The sequence below is a fragment of the Chitinophaga sp. SYP-B3965 genome, from assembly GCF_009647655.1.
In the GTDB taxonomy this organism is placed as follows: domain Bacteria; phylum Bacteroidota; class Bacteroidia; order Chitinophagales; family Chitinophagaceae; genus Chitinophaga.
In genome coordinates this window covers 696062-715957 of the sequence record NZ_WJFD01000001.1, presented here as the reverse complement: position 1 = coordinate 715957, position 19896 = coordinate 696062, and the positions used below count along the sequence as shown (strand labels likewise).

Below are 19896 nucleotides of genomic sequence, written 5' to 3'. Positions count from 1 at the left end.
ATGTACAAGCAATATATTACGATCCTCTTCGCCATGCTCCTGCTTGCAGGCTGCTCAAAGTTTGATGAGATCAACACTGACCCGAATAAAGCAACAATCGTAACGGCGGACATGCTGGCTACTACCCTGTTGCTGGATGTAACAAAAACCACCTTTAAATCCGGCACTGATTTCATGCGCCCACATATGCTGGGCAAATACACCTGCTGGTCTTCCAGCGCCAATGAGGAGCAATATAACCGCCTGGGCCGTACGGAGTACTTCGACCGCCTGGTAGTGCTGAATAACATCGATAAGATGATATCCCTTGCCACCAGCGCGGAACTGAAGAATTCCTATACAGCCCTGGGCCAAGCCCTGCGGGCCTGGCGCTTTTTTGAACTAAGCATGCAGGTGGGAGACATCCCTTATTCACAGGCACTAAAAGGCGAAATGGAAGGGATCATCAAACCTGGCTATGATACGCAGAAAGATGTATTCCTGGGTATCTTGAATGAACTGGATAAAGCAGACAGCCTGTTTGCAAAAGGGGTTAATTTTGGCGGTGATCCTATCTATGCCGGTAATACCACGAAATGGAGAAAACTGGTAAATACTTTCCAGCTGAAAGTGCTCACCAACCTGTTCCGCAAAACGGCGGATACAGATCTGAAGGTGATCGCACGCTTCCAGAAGATCATGAATGGCCTGCCCATCTTTGAAGGGAATGAAGATAATTTTCAATTGAAATTCTTTGACAAGTCCGGCGAGAAATATCCTTTTTATAAAGAAGGCAATCAGTCTTACGTGTACATCATGCTAAGCAGTGTGATCGTGGATTCCTTAAAATCCCTGCAGGACCGTCGCCTTTTCTATTACACCAATCCTTCTCCTGTAAAGGTGGCAGGCGGTATGGCCGTTTCAGACTGGAATGCTTACATAGGGCTTGATCCATCTATGTTATATTCCAATCTTACACAGATTGCCGGATCACGTGATTATTCCACCATCAATGACCGCTATCTGGAATTAGCTACGGGAGAACCCATCTACCTGCTAAGTTATGCAGAATTAAAGTTCATGCAGGCAGAAGCGGCCGTAAGAGGCTGGATACCCGGCGAAGCAGCCGCCTATTACAACGCAGGCATAACGGCGGCTATGAAGTTTGTAACGGATAACACACCGGATGAAGCGCGTTACCATCACAATATGCAGATCACCAACGATTATGTACAGAACATCTATTTAAAACAGCCTGCCGTGGTATTTTCTACAGAACCTGCACAACAGCTGAAACAAATATTCCAGCAGCAATATCTGTCTACTTACCTGCAGCACCCTGGCCATGCATTTTATGAATACAGGCGCACCGGTTATCCCGTATTCCCTGTTAATCCGGCCTCTAATATGAATATCCCTTCTGATAAGATCCCTAACCGCTGGATGTATCCGCAAAAGGAAGTGAACTTCAATGGCGTGCACCTTTCTGAAGCTATACAGCGCCAATATGGAAACGATGATGTGAATGGACTGATGTGGCTGCTGAAAACAAACTAAAACTATTTTATGCAAAGGATATTATTGCTGTTACTGCTTATTGGCGGCAGCGCATTCAGGGTTTCGGAAAAACCGTACTTCGTTATAAAGCCCTATGTGCAGTTGGCTACACAGCAAAGCATACGGATACTCTGGGAAACATCTGAACCAGGTGTATCATGGGTGGAATATGGTCCCTCACTATATGAAGCGGAACAACCATTGCTTACGATGAAAGCTGCATCTGCGGATACAGTTGCCATGCATGAAATTGAGTTAACGGGATTGGCGGTGGAAACGGATTATTTCTATCGCACGGTAACTGTACTGCAGGGTGGTGATACGCTGATCAGTGAAGCCGTGCCTTTTAAAACGGCGGTAAAGGAAAATACACCTATCGGGTTTGCGGTGTTCAGTGATTCGCAGAAGAATGCACCCATCTGGGGCAAACTCACTGCCCTCGCAGCAAAAGAACGCCCCAACTTTGCTATTCACGGAGGGGACCTGGTGGATTATGGTTACGTAAAACGCAATTGGGTCGAAGAGTTTTTTGCACCGGCTTATCCCTTCATGCGCAGTTATCCTATCTATACCATCATGGGAAACCATGAACACGGGGCGCCGTACTATTACCAATACCTCAGTAATCCAAACCCGGAGTATTACTATACGTTCACCTACGGGAATACGCAATTCTTCCTGTTTGATACGGACCATGATGTAAGGCCCGGAACGGAAGTATACGAATGGCTGGAACGGGAACTGGCACGCTCTACGGCAACCTGGAAGATAGCCATGCATCATCATCCTCCATTTTCTTCAGACACGGATGACTTTGGTGAAACCCTTAAAGGCGGCCGTTCCACCCTGGGTGATCCTGATCTGAAAGACCTGCCGCCACTCTATGAAAAATACGGCGTGGATGTAGTGTTCTATGGTCACATTCACACCTATGAGCGTACCTGGCCTATCCTGAACGCACAGCCACGCGGAGATAAAGGTGTAAGGTATATTAATATCGGTGGCAGTGGCGGCGATGTGGAGCACTCTGCCCCTACCCGCTCCTGGTTCACCAATAAAGTGAAAACCGGCTTTCATTTTGGGTACGTGCGCATTGCAGAAAACGTACTGCAATTCCAGGCCATTGACGAAGACGGGCAAGTGTTTGACGCTTTTGATTTGACGAAGGGAGCACCATGGCATGATGTTTCCCTGGCACGTAAAGTTCCGCCTGCTCCTATGTTCTCTTCTTCTTCAGATGTATTCAGCGATGAATTAAAGGTAACTGTTGAAGGCGCGCTGCCGGGGCTGGAGATCCGTTATACTACGGACGGTTCTACGCCTGATAAACGTTCCGCGCTGTATCGGGCTCCGCTTGCTTTTAAACAGAGCACTACTTTAAAAGCCGTTGCTTTTAGCAAGGAAGGTAATAGCCGTGTTGCAGAAAAGAAGTTTGTAAATCAGGCGCCTTTTGCCGGCGCTTCCGTTACACCGGCACCAGGGTTATTATATCGCTATGCTGCGGGTACGGTGAAAAGCAGAGCAGATTTTGAGAAGCTTTCTTTTAGCAAACCTGCTGTGGTAAAGAGTTATGATCTGAAAGAGATGGTGCATCGCGGAGAAGAATGGGGTGTTGAATTCACCGGGTACGTGTACGTGGCAGAAGATGGTATTTACAAGTTCAGCGGTCATGCAGAGAACTGGTTAAAGTTTTATGTACATGATCAGCTGCTGATAGAGGAATATGAACAGGATGTTACTGTGGGCGGAGAGATAGCGTTAAAGGCGGGATATCATCCTGTGAAGATCATTTACTATGATCTGCGGAGGCCACCTTCTATTGACCTGTATATACAGAAGACAGGCGGGAAGGTAATTCCTTTGGCTGAGGAGGTTTTATTTCATTGATTTATTGAGGGGGCCGTATCAAAAGTATGATGCGGCCCCTTTTTATTCGGGTACCTGATGGAGGCATGCCATCATTTATGCAATTCTCCGGGCTATCTTTTATTTTTGATGCAACCCCCTTTTATTTACTTTACAGGCTTCAAAGCGCCTGGTGACCAATTTTTAAAGAAGGCCAGTACTTTCTTACTGCTATGCCCCTTCCCTTCTTCGAGGTACTCGGAATTCTGCGTATGGATGCGTTCTCCTTTTCCATTCAGGATCACAAACACCGGAAAGCCGAAACGCTCAGGATAACCCAGGGAGGCAAAAACGGCTTCATTCTTATTCTCCTGGCTGTAATTTACATGTACCACCTCGTAGTTGGCGGCCAGATAGTTACTTAAGGTATCGTTGGATTTAACCAGTTTATCGAAGGCGATACACCAGCCACACCAGTTCCCACCCATTTGCAGGAATACGTGTTTGCCGGAGGCGGCCGCTTTCTTTACCGCGGCGGCTATATCCTCTTTTGCGTCAGCTTCAGGATTGTAAAGCTTGGGTTGACTGGTGGTTTGTGCTTGTGTTTGTGCGAAGCAGGCACTGAATATCAGCAGACAGCTGAACAGGAGCGTTATTTTTTTCATGTTGGTTTTGATTTACTGCTTACAAAGTAAAGAAAATTATAAATTTTGGCTGATATAAGATTATCTATTAATTTTGCCCCATCATGAAGTTATAATTCTCCCATAACACAAGCCGTTCCGGCATATGCGCTGCTTCTCCTGCAGGGCTCCTTCCATCAATTTTCTACTGCATACCCGTAAACTCATCAGGTCATAATGTTAATGAATGCCCAACATATTTTATACTCCCTGCCATTGGGGAAAGTATTATTCCGTGATGTACACTTTACCATTAATAAAGGCGAAAAGATCGGTTTAGTGGGTGATAACGGCATCGGGAAATCCACCCTGCTCCAGATAGTAGCGGACAGGATACCCATGGAAGAAGGCATGCTTGCAACAACGGTTCCGCCCTATTATGTGCCGCAGCATTTCGGGCAATATGATCATCTTTCCATTGCTGATGTACTGAACATCAGTGAGCGCTGGTTAGCGCTTCAGGCTATCCTGCAAGGCAGTACAGAAGTAGCACATTTTGAAGCGCTGGCGGATGATTGGACACTGGAAGAACGTTGCTGCCAGGCGCTGGACCAATGGGGACTTCCACATGTAAATCTGGAAACACCTTTTACACAACTGAGCGGCGGTGAAAAAACAAAACTCTTCCTGGCGGGGATCACGATCCATCAACCTGAACTGGTATTGCTGGATGAACCTACCAATCATTTAGATGTTTCCGGGAGGCAGCTGCTCTACGACTGGCTGCAAAGCACAGATGCCGGGGTGCTCATCGTAAGCCACGACAGAAATCTGCTTTCTTTATGCACCCCTATATGGGAACTTACTCCCACTGGCATTAATGTATACGGCGGTGATTATGCTTTCTATGAAGAAAGGAAAGCGGAAGAAGAAGCCGCTATATTGCAGAAACTTGACCATACAGAACGCAGCCTCCGCGAAGCCGGCAGAAAACAGCGGGAAGCGATGGAACGAAAGCAGAAGGATGATGCACAGGGTGCCCGAAAAAGGAAAAATGGCGGGATGGCGAAGATCATGCAGAACGTTAACCGCAATTGGGCAGAAGGTGCTACTACGCGGCTAAAGGATGTACATGAGGAAAAAGTAGCCCGCCTGCGTACGGAGCTGGACCAGCTGCGGGAACAGGAGCCCTGGCACGGAGAAATGCAAACCAACTTCCAGGATGCACGTTTGCATACGGGGAAGATACTGGTGAAGGCTACGGGCTTGAATCATGCTTACAGGGGCCAAACCTTGTGGCCTGTGCCATTGGACCTTGAGATCCGCAGTGGCGACAGGATATCCATCTCAGGTGCAAACGGCAGCGGTAAATCTACGCTGGTACAACTGATAATGGGAACGCTGGAACCTGTTGCCGGTGAAATATATCGCGCATCTTTTAACTCCCTGCTGCTGGATCAGGAATATTCATTGATAGACCGGCAGCTAACGGTGATAGAACAAATAACTTCCTTCAACGAGCAAAAGCTGCAGGACCATGAACTGAAATTGCGTCTTAACAGGTTCCTCTTTGATCCGGAGAGCTGGGATAGATCCTGTGCAGTGCTAAGCGGTGGTGAGATGATGCGGCTTTCTCTTTGTTGTATGATGGTGAAGAATAATGCACCTGATATGATCGTGCTGGATGAACCTACCAATAACCTTGATCTGCGGAATATAAAGATACTCACCCGTACCATAGCAGATTATGCAGGTACGCTGATCGTTATCTCGCATGACGGGATGTTTTTGGATGAGGTTGGGGCTGAACAGGAATTAGGGCTTTGAGTTTTGGGGGAGACTATATTACAAGTTTGCCTCTATTTGTGAGAAAACCCCTAAAATAGCAAAAGTCGCAATTAAGCGACTTCTCCTATGCAAGATTGACCAGATAAAAGTCCTGCCACTTAAACATGGCTGACCAGAGATTCATCCTATCTTGCACCACAAAGATAAACATCAATATTGAAACTTAGAAATATTTTACCCTTTAATCCGCCTTCTTATACTTACGTTTTGCCTGTGCATGATCAAAATAGTAGTAATACGCACCGATCCTGGATACAGACGCTTCCAATTCATAAGTGCCCCAATCGAACTGTGCAGTTACCTTAACAATTTCCTTTTTCACCACAGGCTGCCCCTTACCGGTTTGCCCTGTAAAATATTCTTCCATCACCCGTCCATCCATTACAGCAGGCACCGGAATATTCCTCAGCTTTAATATGGTGGGAACAATATCCACATTGGCAGTGGGTAAATTGGAAACGTACCGTTTTTTGAAAGCAGGGCCAGACAGGATCAATGGAATATGGATCTCATACGGACTAAGCCCACCGTGACTTGCACCTGGTCCTTTTCTTTCTGAAGTCCCTGCAAAATGCCAGGTATTTTCCTTGTCATTCCAGGGCGAAGCCATTAAGATATCAGCAGCTCTGTCAGGATGCCCCCAATGAATGACATCAAAGGAGAGTGTGCCTTTTATTTTACCTTTATTAGTAAAGATAGGCCCAACCCAGGATTGCTGCTGCAATGCTTCTACAATTTTGCGGATAATCACAGGATCATGGTCCTTTACGAAAATGGCACCATCTACTGCTACCACATCTGTGGAAGTTTTGCTTTTTTTCCATCCATTCTGGATCAGCAAACCGGTGAGTGATCCATCTTCAGTGCCTCCATTAGTAATGAATCCATGGTCTGAAGTAATAATGATATTGACCTGATCGATCATATGGCGGGCTTCCAGCGTATCGAGTATGCGTTGAAATTGCTGATCCACTCCGGCCAGTGCTTTTATTGTTTCCGGTGATCCTACTCCTGTGGCATGTGCAGTTTCATCCGGATCAGCATACCAGATAGCACTTACTTCCGGACCATTGGCGGACAATCCGTAATGAAACAAAGCATCTGTTGCCCAACGATGCACACCGATGAATCCATCCTCATGATTTGGGGCGGAAGGTTTACCCAAAGTATTGATCACATCCTCCTTCAGTGATGCAGGCAAAATAAGCAGGGGATTTATTATCGCTCCATTCACGGTATGGTTCTGCAACATTGCTTGTCCGGTAGAGCCGGAACTGAATACGAACATCTTTTGTCCGTGGTCGCGAAGTATTTCTCCCAGAGAGCGGGTAGTGAGCAAATGGCCATTCGTAGCACTGTCGATCGTCATCAGGTCCCTGGCGTTGCCGGTATTGAAAACCCGCGCGGAATCAACCATCGGTAAATAGACGTTATTGCCCAGGAGACCTGTTTTCCACGGATAAGACCCTGTAGCATATGCGGAGGAATTGACACGGGTAACACAAGGGAACACACTATGGCTTGCATCACCATAACTATTATCCTGTTTAAAGCGATACAGATTGGGCATGATCTCCGGTTTGATATAATCCGGCCGGAGACCGTCGAAAACGATGATCAGATTTTTCGTTTGCGCTTGCAGGTTCTGTTGGAAGCTCATCACTGCCAGTAAAAAGAACAGTTTGTTTCTCATAATAGAACACAAGTTTGGTATTTGCTAAACGAAAATGAAGAAAAAATGATTTGATAACCAAAACATAAAGTGCATTAAAAAAGCCTTACAGTATTACTACTGTAAGGCTTTTTTATCTGATAATGTATGATCAGGTATTCTCATTAATAAAGTCCTTCATACTCCTTAATCCCAGCATCTTTGCCGAAGTATACCCTTCAGCATAAGCCACCCCTACCATTTTACCAAGCATTTTAGCCCTGTACAGCACACTTTCAAAGAATTCAGGGGAAGAGATGTACGTTTGCGGTTCGTGGTCTTTAGCGGCCAGGAATTGCGTTTTAAAACATTTAATGGCTTCTATCTTTTTATCGATCACAGAAGTGATGTCTATCACGAAATCCGGTTGATAATAACGGTCCTGTAAGAAATGGAATACTTGTTTAGGGCGCCATGCTTCCTGGGGTACTCCGTTATCTTCTGTTTCAATTTTTCGTAAACCGGCCAGGAAACAGGCATCTGCTATCAGGCGGCCTCCACGGCCATGATCAGGATGACGGTCGTCCATCGCATTCGCCAGTACAATCTCTGGTTTGAATTTGCGGATAGCGCGGATCACTTTCAGCTGATCTTCTTTGTTGTTCTGGAAAAAACCATCAGCCAGGCCGAGATTCTCCCGCACATGCACGCCCATCAATTTGCAGGCATCCTGTGCTTCTATTAAACGGCCTTCCGGGGTGCCCCGGGTGCCCAGTTCTCCTTGTGTAAGATCTACGATCCCTACTTTCATTCCCTGCTCCGCATGTACCATCAGGGTACCGGCGCAGGATAGTTCAACATCATCCGGGTGCGCCGCAATGGCGAGTATATCCAGTTTCATGGTTCTTTAATTTTGCAGGGCGAAGTTCGGGTTTATGGTGAGATGTACCAAATTGGCTTATGGGAGAAGGGAAACAGGGGGGAAATATAGGGGAATGCCGGGTGGTATACGAGAGGAAGTCGGGAGATCCGTGGACTTGGTGTGGAGATGGTGTGGACTTGGTGTGGACATGAGGTGGACTTGGTCCCGGAGATAGAATATAATAAAGAAAGTACTCTTTTACAGGCTGGCAAAGGGTTTAAACAGGTAACCGCACAAAAAAAGTAGTCCCCCCTCCTTCCCTGCTTTCAAAACCTATACTTCCGCCGTGCGCTTCTACGATCTGCTTTGATATAGCAAGACCCAGGCCAAAAGGTTGCTCTCCTGCAGTACCTCTTCTCTTTGCTTCTGAAAACATATCGAAGATCTTATCCTTCAGGTTATCAGGTATCCCTATACCACGATCTTCTACAGCAATTAATGTTTGATGAAGTTGCATTTCCAGCCGTATGTTTATTTCCGTTCCTATAGGGCTGAACTTAATGGCATTGGCAATCAGGTTACTGATCACACGCCACATTTTCTCCCTGCTCACCATGATGAGTCCCGGCATGGCATGCAGATGTATATGCTGCTTTTTGACGGTGGCTTTGTGCTGCAGCAGATCTACGCAATAATGCAGCAACTGCTGAAGGTCCACTGGTTCCTTTTTCAATTGCTCCGCATGCGTGTTTACCTGGAGCAGGTCTGACACCATGTCCAGCGAATTCTGCCCAGAGGTTTGGATCAGTTCCACCATCATTTTATCTTCCTCACTCAGTTTGCTGAATTCCAGCAGCATGGCGGCAATGGAAGTGATAGCGCCAACGGGTGAACGCAGATCATGCGCTACTACTTTCATCATTCTTGTATTATCAGCCTGGCTTTGCTCCAAAGCATTTAATGCCAGTTGAAGATGTTCATTTTGTGACTGGATCTCCTTGTTGGTATCACGGGTACGGCTTAAATGCCGCCACAGTATAAATAAAATACTGATGGCCATTAATAAACCCACGATCAATGCAAGCAGGGAGATCGTTTTTAACTCATCTTCCTTATTCAGCAATTCTAATTTCAATTGCTCTGCAGCATCCCTGAAACTTTCATCCATATCCACATTGGATAAACCCTGGCTGGCCAATGCGATAGAATCTTTCAGGTTATGATATAACGTCGAATAATTATAAGCCTGTGGAATAACATGGGCACTATCATAATACATCCATTTAAGCCGATACCATTTCAAACGGATATCATCATAATCAGGGTTCTTTGCTGCAAATGCCACCAGGTATCTTTCCTGTTCATCCAATAACTGGCTGGCTGCGGGCAATTGCTTAAACCGCAAATGCAGATCTGCCAGTTTAGCCACTGCGGTTTGCGCATCTGATATGGCATACCCCGGGCGGTTGTTTATCCGGATGCTTTCTCCCAGGTAGCGGACAGCTTCATTATACTTATTCTGCCTGGCGTACAACCCTCCCAGGTTGCCCATTACCACACCTCTTGCTGTGCTGGCATATGCGGTATCCTCTTTATAAAGGTGATCGTGCTCGTTGATAAAACTCAAAGCCTGGCGGTAATAAAAAATGGCGCTGTCCAGATTCTCGGCTTTCTGGTAACACAGGGCAATTGTATTCAGAATGGATTGCGGTTGGATGAATCGCTCAAAAAAAGTACCATTCTCAGGACAATGGTCAAGTTCATCCAATGCGTCCCTGAGATAAGGAATGGCTGTGAGGTATTTACCCTGTTTATACCTTACCATACCAAGGTGAGAGTTAAATGGTGCTAAGCGGCAACTATCCAAATGTCTACGTGCATACACCTGGCCGTTATAAAAGTAGTAGAATGCTTCCTCATACCTCCTTTCTGCTACCAGCAAATTGCCATACGCAAACAAGGTATTTGCGTATTCCGCTTTATACAGGTCTTTTTTCCCTTCTACCATAACTAACATGCTATCTGTATATACGCGTGCTTTAAGGGTATCAAACTGATAGTTAAGGTAGAAGTTAGCTTTGAAGTTGTATTTCAACCAGAGATCATAAGGGCCGGCATCTGTAAATACCTGGTAGGAACTGTCCACATAATGTAATGCAGCGCTCAGCTGTCCGCTGTTCAGTAATTTATCCGTTGCACCCATAATGCTATCCGCAAGGAAAGGGCGGGTGGTACTTTGACCGGGCTGCTGTTTGCAGGCTGCCGCAAACAGGAACAGTACAAGCATACAAGCATGTACATAACGTTGTGGGTGGATATGGGAACTCCAATAATGATCACTCATTTACAATGATTTCGCTTAGCAATATTTTGGAGAGAAAACTTTAATTGCTATGAAGACGGGTTCTGCTTTATAATGATACGAAAAATACGGGAATGAATAGCTTTTGGAGAAAAGATAATAATGCAAATATATTTGTGCGCGCAGCTTAATTAAAACGATTGTATAACTGGATCTCCTGTACAATCATTTCAATATCCTTGTCATCCTGCGCATTAAATTCACTCTTCAGATTTCCACCAAAGAAGAATGCCACAGTCTGGTACATGCGTGCATTAAAACCACCTTTCAATTCTTTCACGATCTCATAACAGTTCTCTCCTGTTTCGCGGTGGATCAGTTTCATCAGCACCTTACCCTGGTACACAGAGAGGTTTTCCAGTTTATCGCCGAACTCTTTTTTCAGTAACTGTTCCTTAGAGGCCAGGAAGGCCTTGCGTTGTTTTTTGGAAGAGATCTTATTCAGTTCCTGGTTCACATCTTTCAATACCCGGCCGGCAGTAATAGCATAAGGGTAGGTTACGTATACTGCGTTGCGCAGCCTCGTCCAGCGTTCCCTTTCTTTGCGGAGGCGTTTGGGAAGCCGGTCCACTACTTCAAATATGCCGAGGGTAATAGAGGGGATGGTATCCTTGCCGTAGATCACCGCACGTACCGCCACGGTATCCATGCCCCTCCGCTGTTGTGCGGAGGAGACGCCCACCATGCAAAGGAGGCATATACCAGTGATGATCAGAATACGATACAATGCGAATGACGGTTTAAATATCCGGTGTCAAGTTACGAATTAGTTGCGATTCTTTAGTATTTGGAGCCACCACTGCGTGATAGCGCTTTCCACGGCAGGCACGTCTTTAGACACAATACTGGAGCCGATCACATGGGCCCCTGCATTGGGAATAGCCACTGCATGCTTAAGGCTGTCCGGTGTGCCCAGTTCCTTGTGCATTTCCAGGATAGCGCTCACTTTCACGGTCGGGTCCTGCTCCTTTTCGCTTTTATAGTAGTAAAGGTCCAGTACGGGCTGATGGATCCGGGCAAAAACTTCCGGTTTCATGGTATGCTCCACCAGGTTCTGCAACTGCACCACTGCTTCCAAACGGTATTTTGAGTACCAATATTTTGCACGGTCTGCATTATCCGGTTTATTTTCCACGTAATCCCCTCCTTTCACCAGGCGGGCTATTTCCAGCCCCCAGGGTTTATCCAGCATCCAAACCATGGATTCATTAATGGCAATGTTGGGCGACATATTTATTACGGCTGCTACGTCGTCCGGGTATTCTGCTGCCAGTAACAAGGCCAGCGTGCCGCCGGTAGAGGTGCCTATCACGATCACTTTTTCCCCCATCATTTTGCCAATGGCCAGCGCTTCTTTGGCATCCCGCCATAAACCCTCGCCGGTCATGCCCACCAGGGCATCCGGGGTATCCATGCCGTGCTCGTCCAGCCGGGACAGGTAAAGGTTGTATCCGAAACGGCGGGCGAAATTCACATGCACAGGGTCTCCCTCCTTCTCACTGGCAGAAAAACCATGCAGGTATACCACGCTATAGGGCGTTTTACGGTGCAGGGAATCCAGCCAGAGTATCCTGGCCTCGTTATCTGGTTTAAGGCGGAATTGGGCTTCTTTTTTAACTACATATTGTTCAAGTGCTACCGGGGTAGCTGGAACGGCTGGTAAACGACCTCCTGTAATAACCGGAGGTGCAGGTTTTGGGCCCAGGATGTATACGATCACCAGTAAGGCGATCGTAATCAGGACGATCCGGATAGTGCGGCGCATAGGTACTGAGCATTTAATAATTAGGCTAAATATAATAAAAAAGGGCGGCCTATTCTGACCGCCCTGCTGTGCTTATCTTCTGATCCGTTGCCGGATACTCATTAAAAATCCTACGATCATCACCAATATCCCTATCCATAATACATTGATATATGGGAAGATAAGGGCTTTCATCACCACGTAATCCATCGGATCACGACTTTCCTTCAACTGCAGTTCCACCTTATTTTCATTAGGTAATATTTTTGTGAACTTTACCGCCAGGGACAAAGGAGCAATGGTATCAGGGATATTACCCTGGAAACTGCTGTCCCGGATAAAGTACACCGGCTGCATGGCAAAATCTCCATTGCTTTTAGTGTGCACTTCCAGTTGTGCCCCAACAGCTATATCTCCCGGTTCTGCATGGTAATTCTTCTGTACCGGTGCCGTTTTAAGGGCCGTGAGCACGATGAAACCTTTCGAGAAGAAGACCGTATCCCCTTGTGAAATGGTATGCGGCGTGTAAGGCAGGGTGTCTGTTACAACGTCCTTGCGTGGTACGGCCGTGATGTATGTAAAGATGTCTCTTGTAAGGTAATGTTTGGAATCCGGGTTGGGTGTGATGCCATCCTGGCCTCTTACAGAAAGGTATGCATCGGGATACAGCGTGAAATGCTCTTTGGCTGCATCTTCCAGATGATCCTTCTTTTCATAGTCAATGATGAAGAAGGTTTTGGCTTTATCTGCCGTACCAATGGAATCTCCCTTATAAGTTACAAAATAAGGGCCCATCTGTACGGGTAAACCCTTTGGCAACATGATGTTCTCTTTGGAATCCTGACCGCTTTCTTTCGTGAAATAACCTGCCAGCATCCCCATACTATCTATGGATAATACCTGTTTCTTGGCAGAAGAAATGAGGATGCCCAGCAACGCCAGCCCAAAACCGATATGCGCTACAGAAGCCCCTGCTGCTTTGGCTTTTCCTTTCAGTACGTTGAAAATATAGAAGAAGTTAGCCACGATAGCATAGATGCTGGCAAACAGCATCAGGTAAATAGCTACAAGGAACCCTGCGCCATAGTTGATGTAATCGATCTTCCCGAGCCAGCCGATCAGCACAGTAGCCACTACAGCTACCAGCGTAGGCCAGGCCAGTTTCTTCATCACGGTGTTCTTGGGCGTATCCTTATATTTCAGGTATTGTACAATAGCGGTTAAAAGACCGATCACCGTGGCCAGCCAGATCTGGATCTGGTTGTAGTGGAACACTACGTCTGTGGGCGGTGCAAAATCGTCCAGGTTAAAGAGTTTCTTTAAACCGAAGGCGGTCAGCAATTTGTTCCATACGGGTATGGAAGTGGTGAAAGTGATCTGTATAGCGGCCACCATGAGGATGAGGGCGCCTACAAACATCCAGAACTCCCTGGAATAAGTGCTTTCCTCTTTCTTCACAGACGGGATCTGTTTATTACGCCAGATCAGGAGGAAAAAAGCAGGAAGAGCGAATACCGCCATGGCGATCAGCAGCTGTGCCGTTAACCCCAGATCAGTAAAGGAGTGTACGGAAGTTTGCCCCAGTACACCACTCTTGGTCAAAAAGGAAGAATATAAAATGAGGGTGTAAGAAATGATCACGAAGAAAAAGGAGGAACGCAAAGCATGGCCGGAACTGCGGAATGCCAGCATGGTATGGATACCTGCGATCATTGTGATCCAGGGTACCAGGGACGCATTCTCTACAGGATCCCACGCCCAGTAACCGCCAAAAGTAAGGGATTCATATGCCCAGGCTGCTCCCATCATGATACCGGTACCCAGCATCATAGCGGAAAACAAGGTCCAGGGTAAAGCAGGTTTGATCCATTCGCTGAACTGTTTGGTCCATAAACCGGCTACACCATAAGCGAAAGGAATGATCACGGAAGCAAAACCCAGGAACAATACCGGCGGGTGGATCACCATCCAGTAGTTCTTGAGCAGTTCATTCAAACCATTTCCTTCTACAAACTGCTTGAATTGCATGTAGTTAGGATTCTGGAAAACCGGGGAATCCGGTGCATCCTGGCGCATGAGGATGAAAGGATTGCTGCCCACACGGTATTCAATACCGGGAATATAGATCCCCAGGATCATACTGCCCATGATCAGTTGGGAAAGGGCGATCACGGTCATTACCGGGGCCTCCCATTTCTTGCTGGTGAAGATCAGCACACAACCCAACACACTCTGCCATACGCTCCAAAGCAGGAAACTGCCCTCCTGCCCTTCCCAAAAGCAACTCAGCAGGTATTTTACCTCCAGGTCCCGGGAAGAGTGTTGCCAGGCATATTTGTATTCAAAAAGGTGATTGGCAATGATGTAGTAAAGGATGCCAAATACGGTGATGATGGAAGCCGTCTGGATAAAAAAGGCCCAGCGGCCCAGTTTGAGCCAGGAGGTCTTTTTCAGCTCATCCGTAGCCCTGGTGCTGTTAAAAAACGACACCATGGCAACAAAAGACGCAACAAACGCCAGAATGGTAAAGAAATGTCCTAATTGGCCGGGCAGCAAATGCTCCCCTATATATTTAATATTTTCCAAAATATTTCCGTAAGATGTTTAACTAAAAAGGTGGGAAATGGTAACGACGATATACAGTTATTTCCTTAAATATCTTTAGACGCGCTGTAGGCAGTTTGTTCTTCCTTGTATTTGGAAGGGCATTTCATTAAGATCTTACTGCAATGGAACTCGTTACCCTGCATCTTGCCGGTAAGCACCAGTTCTGTGGATTTCTCGAAGTCGGTAGGGCGGGTGCCGTTAAAAACTACCTTGGTCACCACACCGCTCTTATCCTTCATATAGAAGCTGAAATAATTGGCATCTTTGGCGGGATCGTACACAACAGCTTTGGCAGTGTCCAGCGCCCCGATCACGTGGATCTCTTTTCCTTCTTTCTTTTTAGCCGTAGCAAAGGTCTCATAAGTACTGAAATCCCCCACCAGCATCACCATACCAGCAACGCATACCGCTATAACGATCAGTAAAATTAAACTAGTCTTCTTCATCCTTACCAGATTATTAATAAACAAAGATAGCCAAAAAGCTGAATGACCATGGCTGATATTCGTCAGGTTTCACTACACCGGGAACCAAATTTTCCTGTTACCTTTGCGGCGAAATAAGCAAAGTACTGATTTATCATGGCTGATCTATCGAATTTTGATCCCAACGCCCCCGGGCTCTTGTCCAACAACGTATTTGGACTGCCTTTCAGCGAAGAAGAAGCACGCCTGGTGCTGTTGCCGGTGCCCTGGGAAGTGACGGTATCTTATAATCATGGTACAGCCCGCGGGCCGGAGCATATCTTCAAGGCCTCCCGGCAGGTGGACCTTTACGATGCAGATGTGCAGGAGGGCTGGAAACAGGGCTTTTTTATGCGGGAAAGCGACCGCGCACTGCTGCTCCGCAGTGATTACCTCCGCAAGGAAGCGGAATTGTACCTCAAATTCCTGGCGGAAGGCGGGGATGTGAACGAAAATGACTTCCTCCGCCGGTCCCTGGAGGATGTGAACAAGGGTACGCAGAAGATGAACGACTGGGTGTATGCCCAAACCAATGCGCTGCTGCAAAGGGGCAAACTGGTAGGGCTGATCGGTGGCGACCACAGCACTCCCTTTGGATATTACAAGGCCATCGGAGAGCATAAAGGTGATTTTGGTATTTTACAGATAGATGCACACTGCGATCTGCGGGACAGTTACGAAGGTTTTAAACACTCCCATGCTTCCATCATGTACAACGCACTCAAGGAAGTGCCCCAGCTCAAAAAGCTGGTACAGGTAGGCATCCGCGATTATTGTGAGGAAGAACTGGCTTATATCCGCAACAGCGAAGGAAGGGTGGTCACGTTTTTTGACCAGGACATGAAAGAAAGACTGTTTGAAGGAGAAACATGGAAGAGTATTTGTGATAAGATCATCGATAACCTGCCGGAGCAGGTATATATCAGCTTTGACATAGACGGGCTGGATCCCAAGCTCTGCCCCCATACCGGCACACCGGTAGCAGGCGGACTGGAAGGCCCGCAGGTGTTCTACCTCTTCAGGAAAGTACTGGAAAGCGGCCGTAAGCTAATAGGGTTTGACCTGAATGAAGTGAGTGCCGGGCATGACGACTGGGATGCCAACGTAGGCGCCCGCATGCTGTTTAAATTGTGTAACCTGATCGTTAAATAAAAATGTACAAACTCAGAATACTACATCCCAATGCTATGACACGCCTGCGTTTGCAGCCGGTAATGCATGGCATGGTGGGTATCCTCTTTCTCTTTAACGTGATCGGTATCTACAAGATGGAGGACCCTAACTGGCTGATCGCCTTCCTCTTTGTGATCATGGGACTGGCCAGCATCACCTTTCCTTTTTTCATGCGGAACATCCGCAAACTCAGCGAAGCCAATTCCCTGCTACGGATGTTACAGGCCTTCACGCTGATGAGCGGATGTTTATACTTCCTCTCCCACCTGCAACCCATTGTGGGCTTCACGATGCTGCTGGCAGGGCTGGGCATGGCCTATATCGGTTATGCGGAATTTAAGATCCTGCAACCCTCTTTCATTGAGATAGATACCACCGGGATCACACTCCCCGGCATCTTTTCCAAACGCCGTACCGGCTGGAACGAAATGAAAAACGTAATTTTGCGGAATGACCTGCTTACGCTGGACTTTAAAAACAACAAGATCCTGCAGCTGGAAATACTGGATGAAATATCTCCGCTGAAAACAGCAGAGATGAATGCTTTCTTTGAAAAACGGACTCAATCATAACATGAACGTATCGCCATATATATTGTATTCAGACGGGAAGGGAAATATTTTTGAAGATACGTCTCTCTACGTAGTGGGCCGCAGTGGCTGGGATGCCATGCCTATTCCTGAAGATGAATGGATCGAATTGCCGGATGGCGGACAGTTGTATGAACTGCCCGGCCGCCGTGGCATAGGTATAGATGTGGAAACCGGCGATATGCGTCTTTGTGAGAAAGGCTGGGCAGTAGCGGCTTTCATACCGCCTGCACACACTGCCTTTTACATCGCCGCATTTGAAACAGCGCCAGATGCACCTACCCTTCCTTTATTCTGTTACGTGGCTGCGGGATGGTTTGATGATAAGTTCTATGTACCCGCAATGCGGATTGAAAATGATATCCGCCAGGAAGCTGCAGGGTTTGATGATAAGAAAGTACATGCTGGGGTTGAGCAAATGGTGGAGGCATATCCGCATAACAGGCTGGTGCAGCATCTCGCCAATAATTGCGCGTTGACGTATCACTGCCCGGCCGCGAGGAATTATTTCATTGGCAGATGGGAATGCCCTATCCCCACTTCTCCTGCCTGTAATGCCAACTGCCTGGGTTGTATCTCTTTTCAACCGGAAGATGAAACCATCGTGTCCCCGCAGGACCGGCTTACTTTCAAACCTACTGCTGCAGAGATCGTGGAATTCACGGTACCACACCTGGAAACAGCACCCTACCCTATCGTAAGTTATGGCCAGGGATGTGAAGGAGAACCTTTGCTGATGTGGGAAACCATTCGCGAATCTATTATCGAAATAAGAAAACATACTTCCAAAGGAAGCATCAATATCAATACGAACGGCAGCAAACCAAATGCAGTACGGGAGCTTTGCAAAGTAGGCATGAACAGCATCCGCGTGAGCCTCAACTCTGTTCGTGAACACATCTACACGCCTTATTACCGCCCTAATAACTACTCTTTCAGAGACATCGTGGAAAGCATTAAAGTAGTGCGCGAACACGGTGGCTGGGCCTCCATCAACTACTTCGTATTCCCCGGTATGACGGATAGCGTGGAAGAATATGAAGCACTCAGGGAACTGATCCGCGAAACAGGATTAAGCATGATCCAGTGGCGCAGTTTCAACATTGATCCGGATTGGTACCTTGGCAAGATCGGTGTTACAGAAACCGGTGAGTGCCTGGGTATGAAACAAATGATCGAATTATTAAGGGAAGAATTCCCTGATCTGAAATTCGGTTATTTCAACCCGCCTATAGAAAGGATCAATGGGAATTATGAGATGGACTTTGCACATGTTTAGGCAGCAATAACCTGAATCCGATAAAAGTAAGCAGGCAAATGGCGCTCACGGTATACCACCAGTTGGTATAGCCCAGATGCTTTACCACATATGCGCCTAAAGTGGGTGCAATGATCGTGGATACGCAATAGGCAACGGTGTACAAACCTGCATACTCTCCGCGGTTATGGTCCTGGCTGCGATGTATCCAGAAATTATTCATGAAAGGCATGGTGAGCATTTCTGCCAGTGTAAAGAACAGCATGAAAATAAATGCTACAAATACATAAGGCGGGAATATATTAAAGACCAGGTAAGAAACGCCCATCATGATCACACCGTAACTGATGTACAACACATCCGGCCGCTTATTCTCCAGTTTATATACCAGGATCATTTCCACCAGCGCAATCGCCACGCCATTCACAGACATACTCAATCCGATCAGCGCTTCAGACATTCGCATTTCTTCTTTAAAGAACACCGGAACGATATTGAACATCTGGAACAGGCAAACGCCATTCAGCATCACCAGGATGATGAAGAAAAGATACCTGCCATCCCGGTAAGCGGAGCCGGTGCCCTTTTCTGTTTTTACCAAAACCGCTTTCTTCACAGGGCCATGTACTGGTTTAAGTACTGTCCGCAATAATAAAGCAGCGCCGATACAGGTGATGCCATCTGCCCAGAATAATAAATTATAATTGAAGCTCGCCAGCAAACCACCTACAGCGGGGCCCACTGCCCAACCCATATTAACAGCCAGGCGGATGAGGGAATAGGAACGCAACCTGCTGGATTCATCACTATAATGCACTACTGCTGCAGCATTGGCCGGCCTGAAAGCTTCGCCTACCAGGCCAAGTATAAAGATGGTAATGGCAATGTTCGGGAAAGTGCGCATCTGGCCCAAAAGAATGAACATCACTCCATTGAGCACCAGGCTCCAGAACTGAATAGGATAAAAGCCCAGTTTGTCTGATAATTTTCCACCGAGTACAGCCCCTGCTATAGCACCGATACCGTATATCGTGATCGCAAATCCGGCTTGTTCCAGTGGAAAATGCAATTCAAACGTAAGGTAAACCGTTAAGAAAGGGATCACCATGGTGCCGCTCCGGTTGATCAGCAACACAGATGCCAGCCACCATATGGGTTTTGAGATGCCCCCGTAGGCATTTTTGTAAAGCGATAGCGTTTGGTTGAACATAATTTATGGAATCGAAGCTAAACATCCATCTATCAACTACCAAATGTAAAGTGATCAATAAGATTTAACATATTATCACGCAGGGATAAAGGATAACCCGTAACAAAAAAATATTAACTTTGG

Annotated in this window: 15 protein-coding genes; 6 read left to right on the top strand and 9 right to left on the bottom strand. The window is 46.8% G+C overall.

What is annotated here, in order from left to right; genetic code table 11:
- Window positions 1–1536 (top strand): SusD/RagB family nutrient-binding outer membrane lipoprotein, encoded by a 1536-nt coding sequence (locus GFS24_RS02780; protein ID WP_153658046.1) that lies wholly within the window; start codon window positions 1–3, stop codon window positions 1534–1536.
- Between the two features lie 9 nt (window positions 1537–1545).
- Window positions 1546–3423 carry a metallophosphoesterase gene (locus GFS24_RS02775; protein WP_153658045.1) on the top strand — a complete coding sequence of 626 codons (1878 nt, stop codon included), beginning with the start codon at window positions 1546–1548 and terminating at the stop codon, window positions 3421–3423.
- 125 nt (window positions 3424–3548) lie between these two features.
- On the opposite strand, the gene GFS24_RS02770 is transcribed toward GFS24_RS02775, so the two are convergent.
- A complete protein-coding gene (locus tag GFS24_RS02770) occupies window positions 3549–4046 on the bottom strand; it encodes a thioredoxin family protein (protein WP_153658044.1) in 498 nt (165 codons plus the stop codon).
- A gap of 195 nt (window positions 4047–4241) precedes the next feature.
- On the opposite strand from GFS24_RS02770, the gene GFS24_RS02765 reads away from it, so the two are divergent.
- Entirely contained in the window at window positions 4242–5831 is a 1590-nt protein-coding gene (locus GFS24_RS02765; protein WP_253906385.1) for an ABC-F family ATP-binding cassette domain-containing protein, read from the top strand.
- A gap of 202 nt (window positions 5832–6033) precedes the next feature.
- On the opposite strand, the gene GFS24_RS02760 is transcribed toward GFS24_RS02765, so the two are convergent.
- The 7 genes from GFS24_RS02760 to GFS24_RS02730 form a co-directional block, all read right to left on the bottom strand.
- Entirely contained in the window at window positions 6034–7545 is a 1512-nt protein-coding gene (locus GFS24_RS02760; RefSeq protein ID WP_153658043.1) for an alkaline phosphatase family protein, read from the bottom strand.
- Window positions 7546–7675: 130 nt separating this feature from the next.
- The gene (gene bshB1, locus GFS24_RS02755; RefSeq protein WP_153658042.1) at window positions 7676–8404 is read right to left on the bottom strand and encodes a bacillithiol biosynthesis deacetylase BshB1; all 729 of its coding nucleotides are present in this window, start codon (window positions 8402–8404) and stop codon (window positions 7676–7678) included.
- A gap of 238 nt (window positions 8405–8642) precedes the next feature.
- On the bottom strand, window positions 8643–10709 hold the full coding sequence (locus tag GFS24_RS02750; protein WP_153658041.1) for a tetratricopeptide repeat-containing sensor histidine kinase: 2067 nt from the start codon (window positions 10707–10709) through the stop codon (window positions 8643–8645).
- Window positions 10710–10854: 145 nt separating this feature from the next.
- A complete protein-coding gene (locus tag GFS24_RS02745) occupies window positions 10855–11454 on the bottom strand; it encodes a DUF4294 domain-containing protein (protein WP_253906384.1) in 600 nt (199 codons plus the stop codon).
- Window positions 11455–11493: 39 nt separating this feature from the next.
- Window positions 11494–12492, bottom strand: coding sequence for a carboxylesterase (locus GFS24_RS02740; protein ID WP_153658040.1), 999 nt, complete (start codon window positions 12490–12492; stop codon window positions 11494–11496).
- A 72-nt stretch (window positions 12493–12564) separates the two neighbouring features.
- Window positions 12565–15057, bottom strand: a complete 2493-nt coding sequence (gene ccsA, locus GFS24_RS02735; RefSeq protein WP_253906383.1) for a cytochrome c biogenesis protein CcsA — start codon at window positions 15055–15057, stop codon at window positions 12565–12567.
- Between the two features lie 65 nt (window positions 15058–15122).
- The gene (locus GFS24_RS02730; RefSeq protein WP_153658039.1) at window positions 15123–15524 is read right to left on the bottom strand and encodes a cytochrome c maturation protein CcmE; all 402 of its coding nucleotides are present in this window, start codon (window positions 15522–15524) and stop codon (window positions 15123–15125) included.
- Window positions 15525–15659: 135 nt separating this feature from the next.
- Between GFS24_RS02730 and GFS24_RS02725 the strand changes: the two genes are divergently transcribed.
- Genes GFS24_RS02725 through GFS24_RS02715 form a run of 3 tightly spaced genes read left to right on the top strand, consistent with a single transcriptional unit; the run spans window position 15660 to window position 18584 of the window.
- On the top strand, window positions 15660–16694 hold the full coding sequence (locus GFS24_RS02725) for an agmatinase family protein (RefSeq protein WP_153658038.1): 1035 nt from the start codon (window positions 15660–15662) through the stop codon (window positions 16692–16694).
- A gap of 2 nt (window positions 16695–16696) precedes the next feature.
- Complete coding sequence (locus GFS24_RS02720; protein ID WP_153658037.1) at window positions 16697–17287, top strand: hypothetical protein; 591 nt, start codon at window positions 16697–16699, stop codon at window positions 17285–17287.
- Window position 17288: 1 nt separating this feature from the next.
- Window positions 17289–18584 (top strand): radical SAM protein, encoded by a 1296-nt coding sequence (locus tag GFS24_RS02715; RefSeq protein ID WP_153658036.1) that lies wholly within the window; start codon window positions 17289–17291, stop codon window positions 18582–18584.
- On the opposite strand, the gene GFS24_RS02710 is transcribed toward GFS24_RS02715, so the two are convergent.
- On the bottom strand, window positions 18547–19773 hold the full coding sequence (locus tag GFS24_RS02710) for an MFS transporter (RefSeq protein WP_153658035.1): 1227 nt from the start codon (window positions 19771–19773) through the stop codon (window positions 18547–18549). The genes GFS24_RS02715 and GFS24_RS02710 overlap by 38 nt on opposite strands.
- Window positions 19774–19896 lie beyond the last annotated feature (123 nt).

What these genes read in the sequence shown, in the direction of transcription:
- GFS24_RS02780 (WP_153658046.1), top strand. Translation starts at nt 1, where the DNA reads ATGTACAAGCAATATATTACGATCCTCTTCGCCATGCTCCTGCTTGCA.
- GFS24_RS02775 (WP_153658045.1), top strand. Translation starts at nt 1,546, where the DNA reads ATGCAAAGGATATTATTGCTGTTACTGCTTATTGGCGGCAGCGCATTC.
- GFS24_RS02770 (WP_153658044.1), bottom strand. Translation starts at nt 4,046, where the DNA reads ATGAAAAAAATAACGCTCCTGTTCAGCTGTCTGCTGATATTCAGTGCC.
- GFS24_RS02765 (WP_253906385.1), top strand. Translation starts at nt 4,242, where the DNA reads ATGTTAATGAATGCCCAACATATTTTATACTCCCTGCCATTGGGGAAA.
- GFS24_RS02760 (WP_153658043.1), bottom strand. Translation starts at nt 7,545, where the DNA reads ATGAGAAACAAACTGTTCTTTTTACTGGCAGTGATGAGCTTCCAACAG.
- bshB1 (WP_153658042.1), bottom strand. Translation starts at nt 8,404, where the DNA reads ATGAAACTGGATATACTCGCCATTGCGGCGCACCCGGATGATGTTGAA.
- GFS24_RS02750 (WP_153658041.1), bottom strand. Translation starts at nt 10,709, where the DNA reads ATGAGTGATCATTATTGGAGTTCCCATATCCACCCACAACGTTATGTA.
- GFS24_RS02740 (WP_153658040.1), bottom strand. Translation starts at nt 12,492, where the DNA reads ATGCGCCGCACTATCCGGATCGTCCTGATTACGATCGCCTTACTGGTG.
- GFS24_RS02730 (WP_153658039.1), bottom strand. Translation starts at nt 15,524, where the DNA reads ATGAAGAAGACTAGTTTAATTTTACTGATCGTTATAGCGGTATGCGTT.
- GFS24_RS02725 (WP_153658038.1), top strand. Translation starts at nt 15,660, where the DNA reads ATGGCTGATCTATCGAATTTTGATCCCAACGCCCCCGGGCTCTTGTCC.
- GFS24_RS02720 (WP_153658037.1), top strand. Translation starts at nt 16,697, where the DNA reads ATGTACAAACTCAGAATACTACATCCCAATGCTATGACACGCCTGCGT.
- GFS24_RS02715 (WP_153658036.1), top strand. Translation starts at nt 17,289, where the DNA reads ATGAACGTATCGCCATATATATTGTATTCAGACGGGAAGGGAAATATT.
- GFS24_RS02710 (WP_153658035.1), bottom strand. Translation starts at nt 19,773, where the DNA reads ATGTTCAACCAAACGCTATCGCTTTACAAAAATGCCTACGGGGGCATC.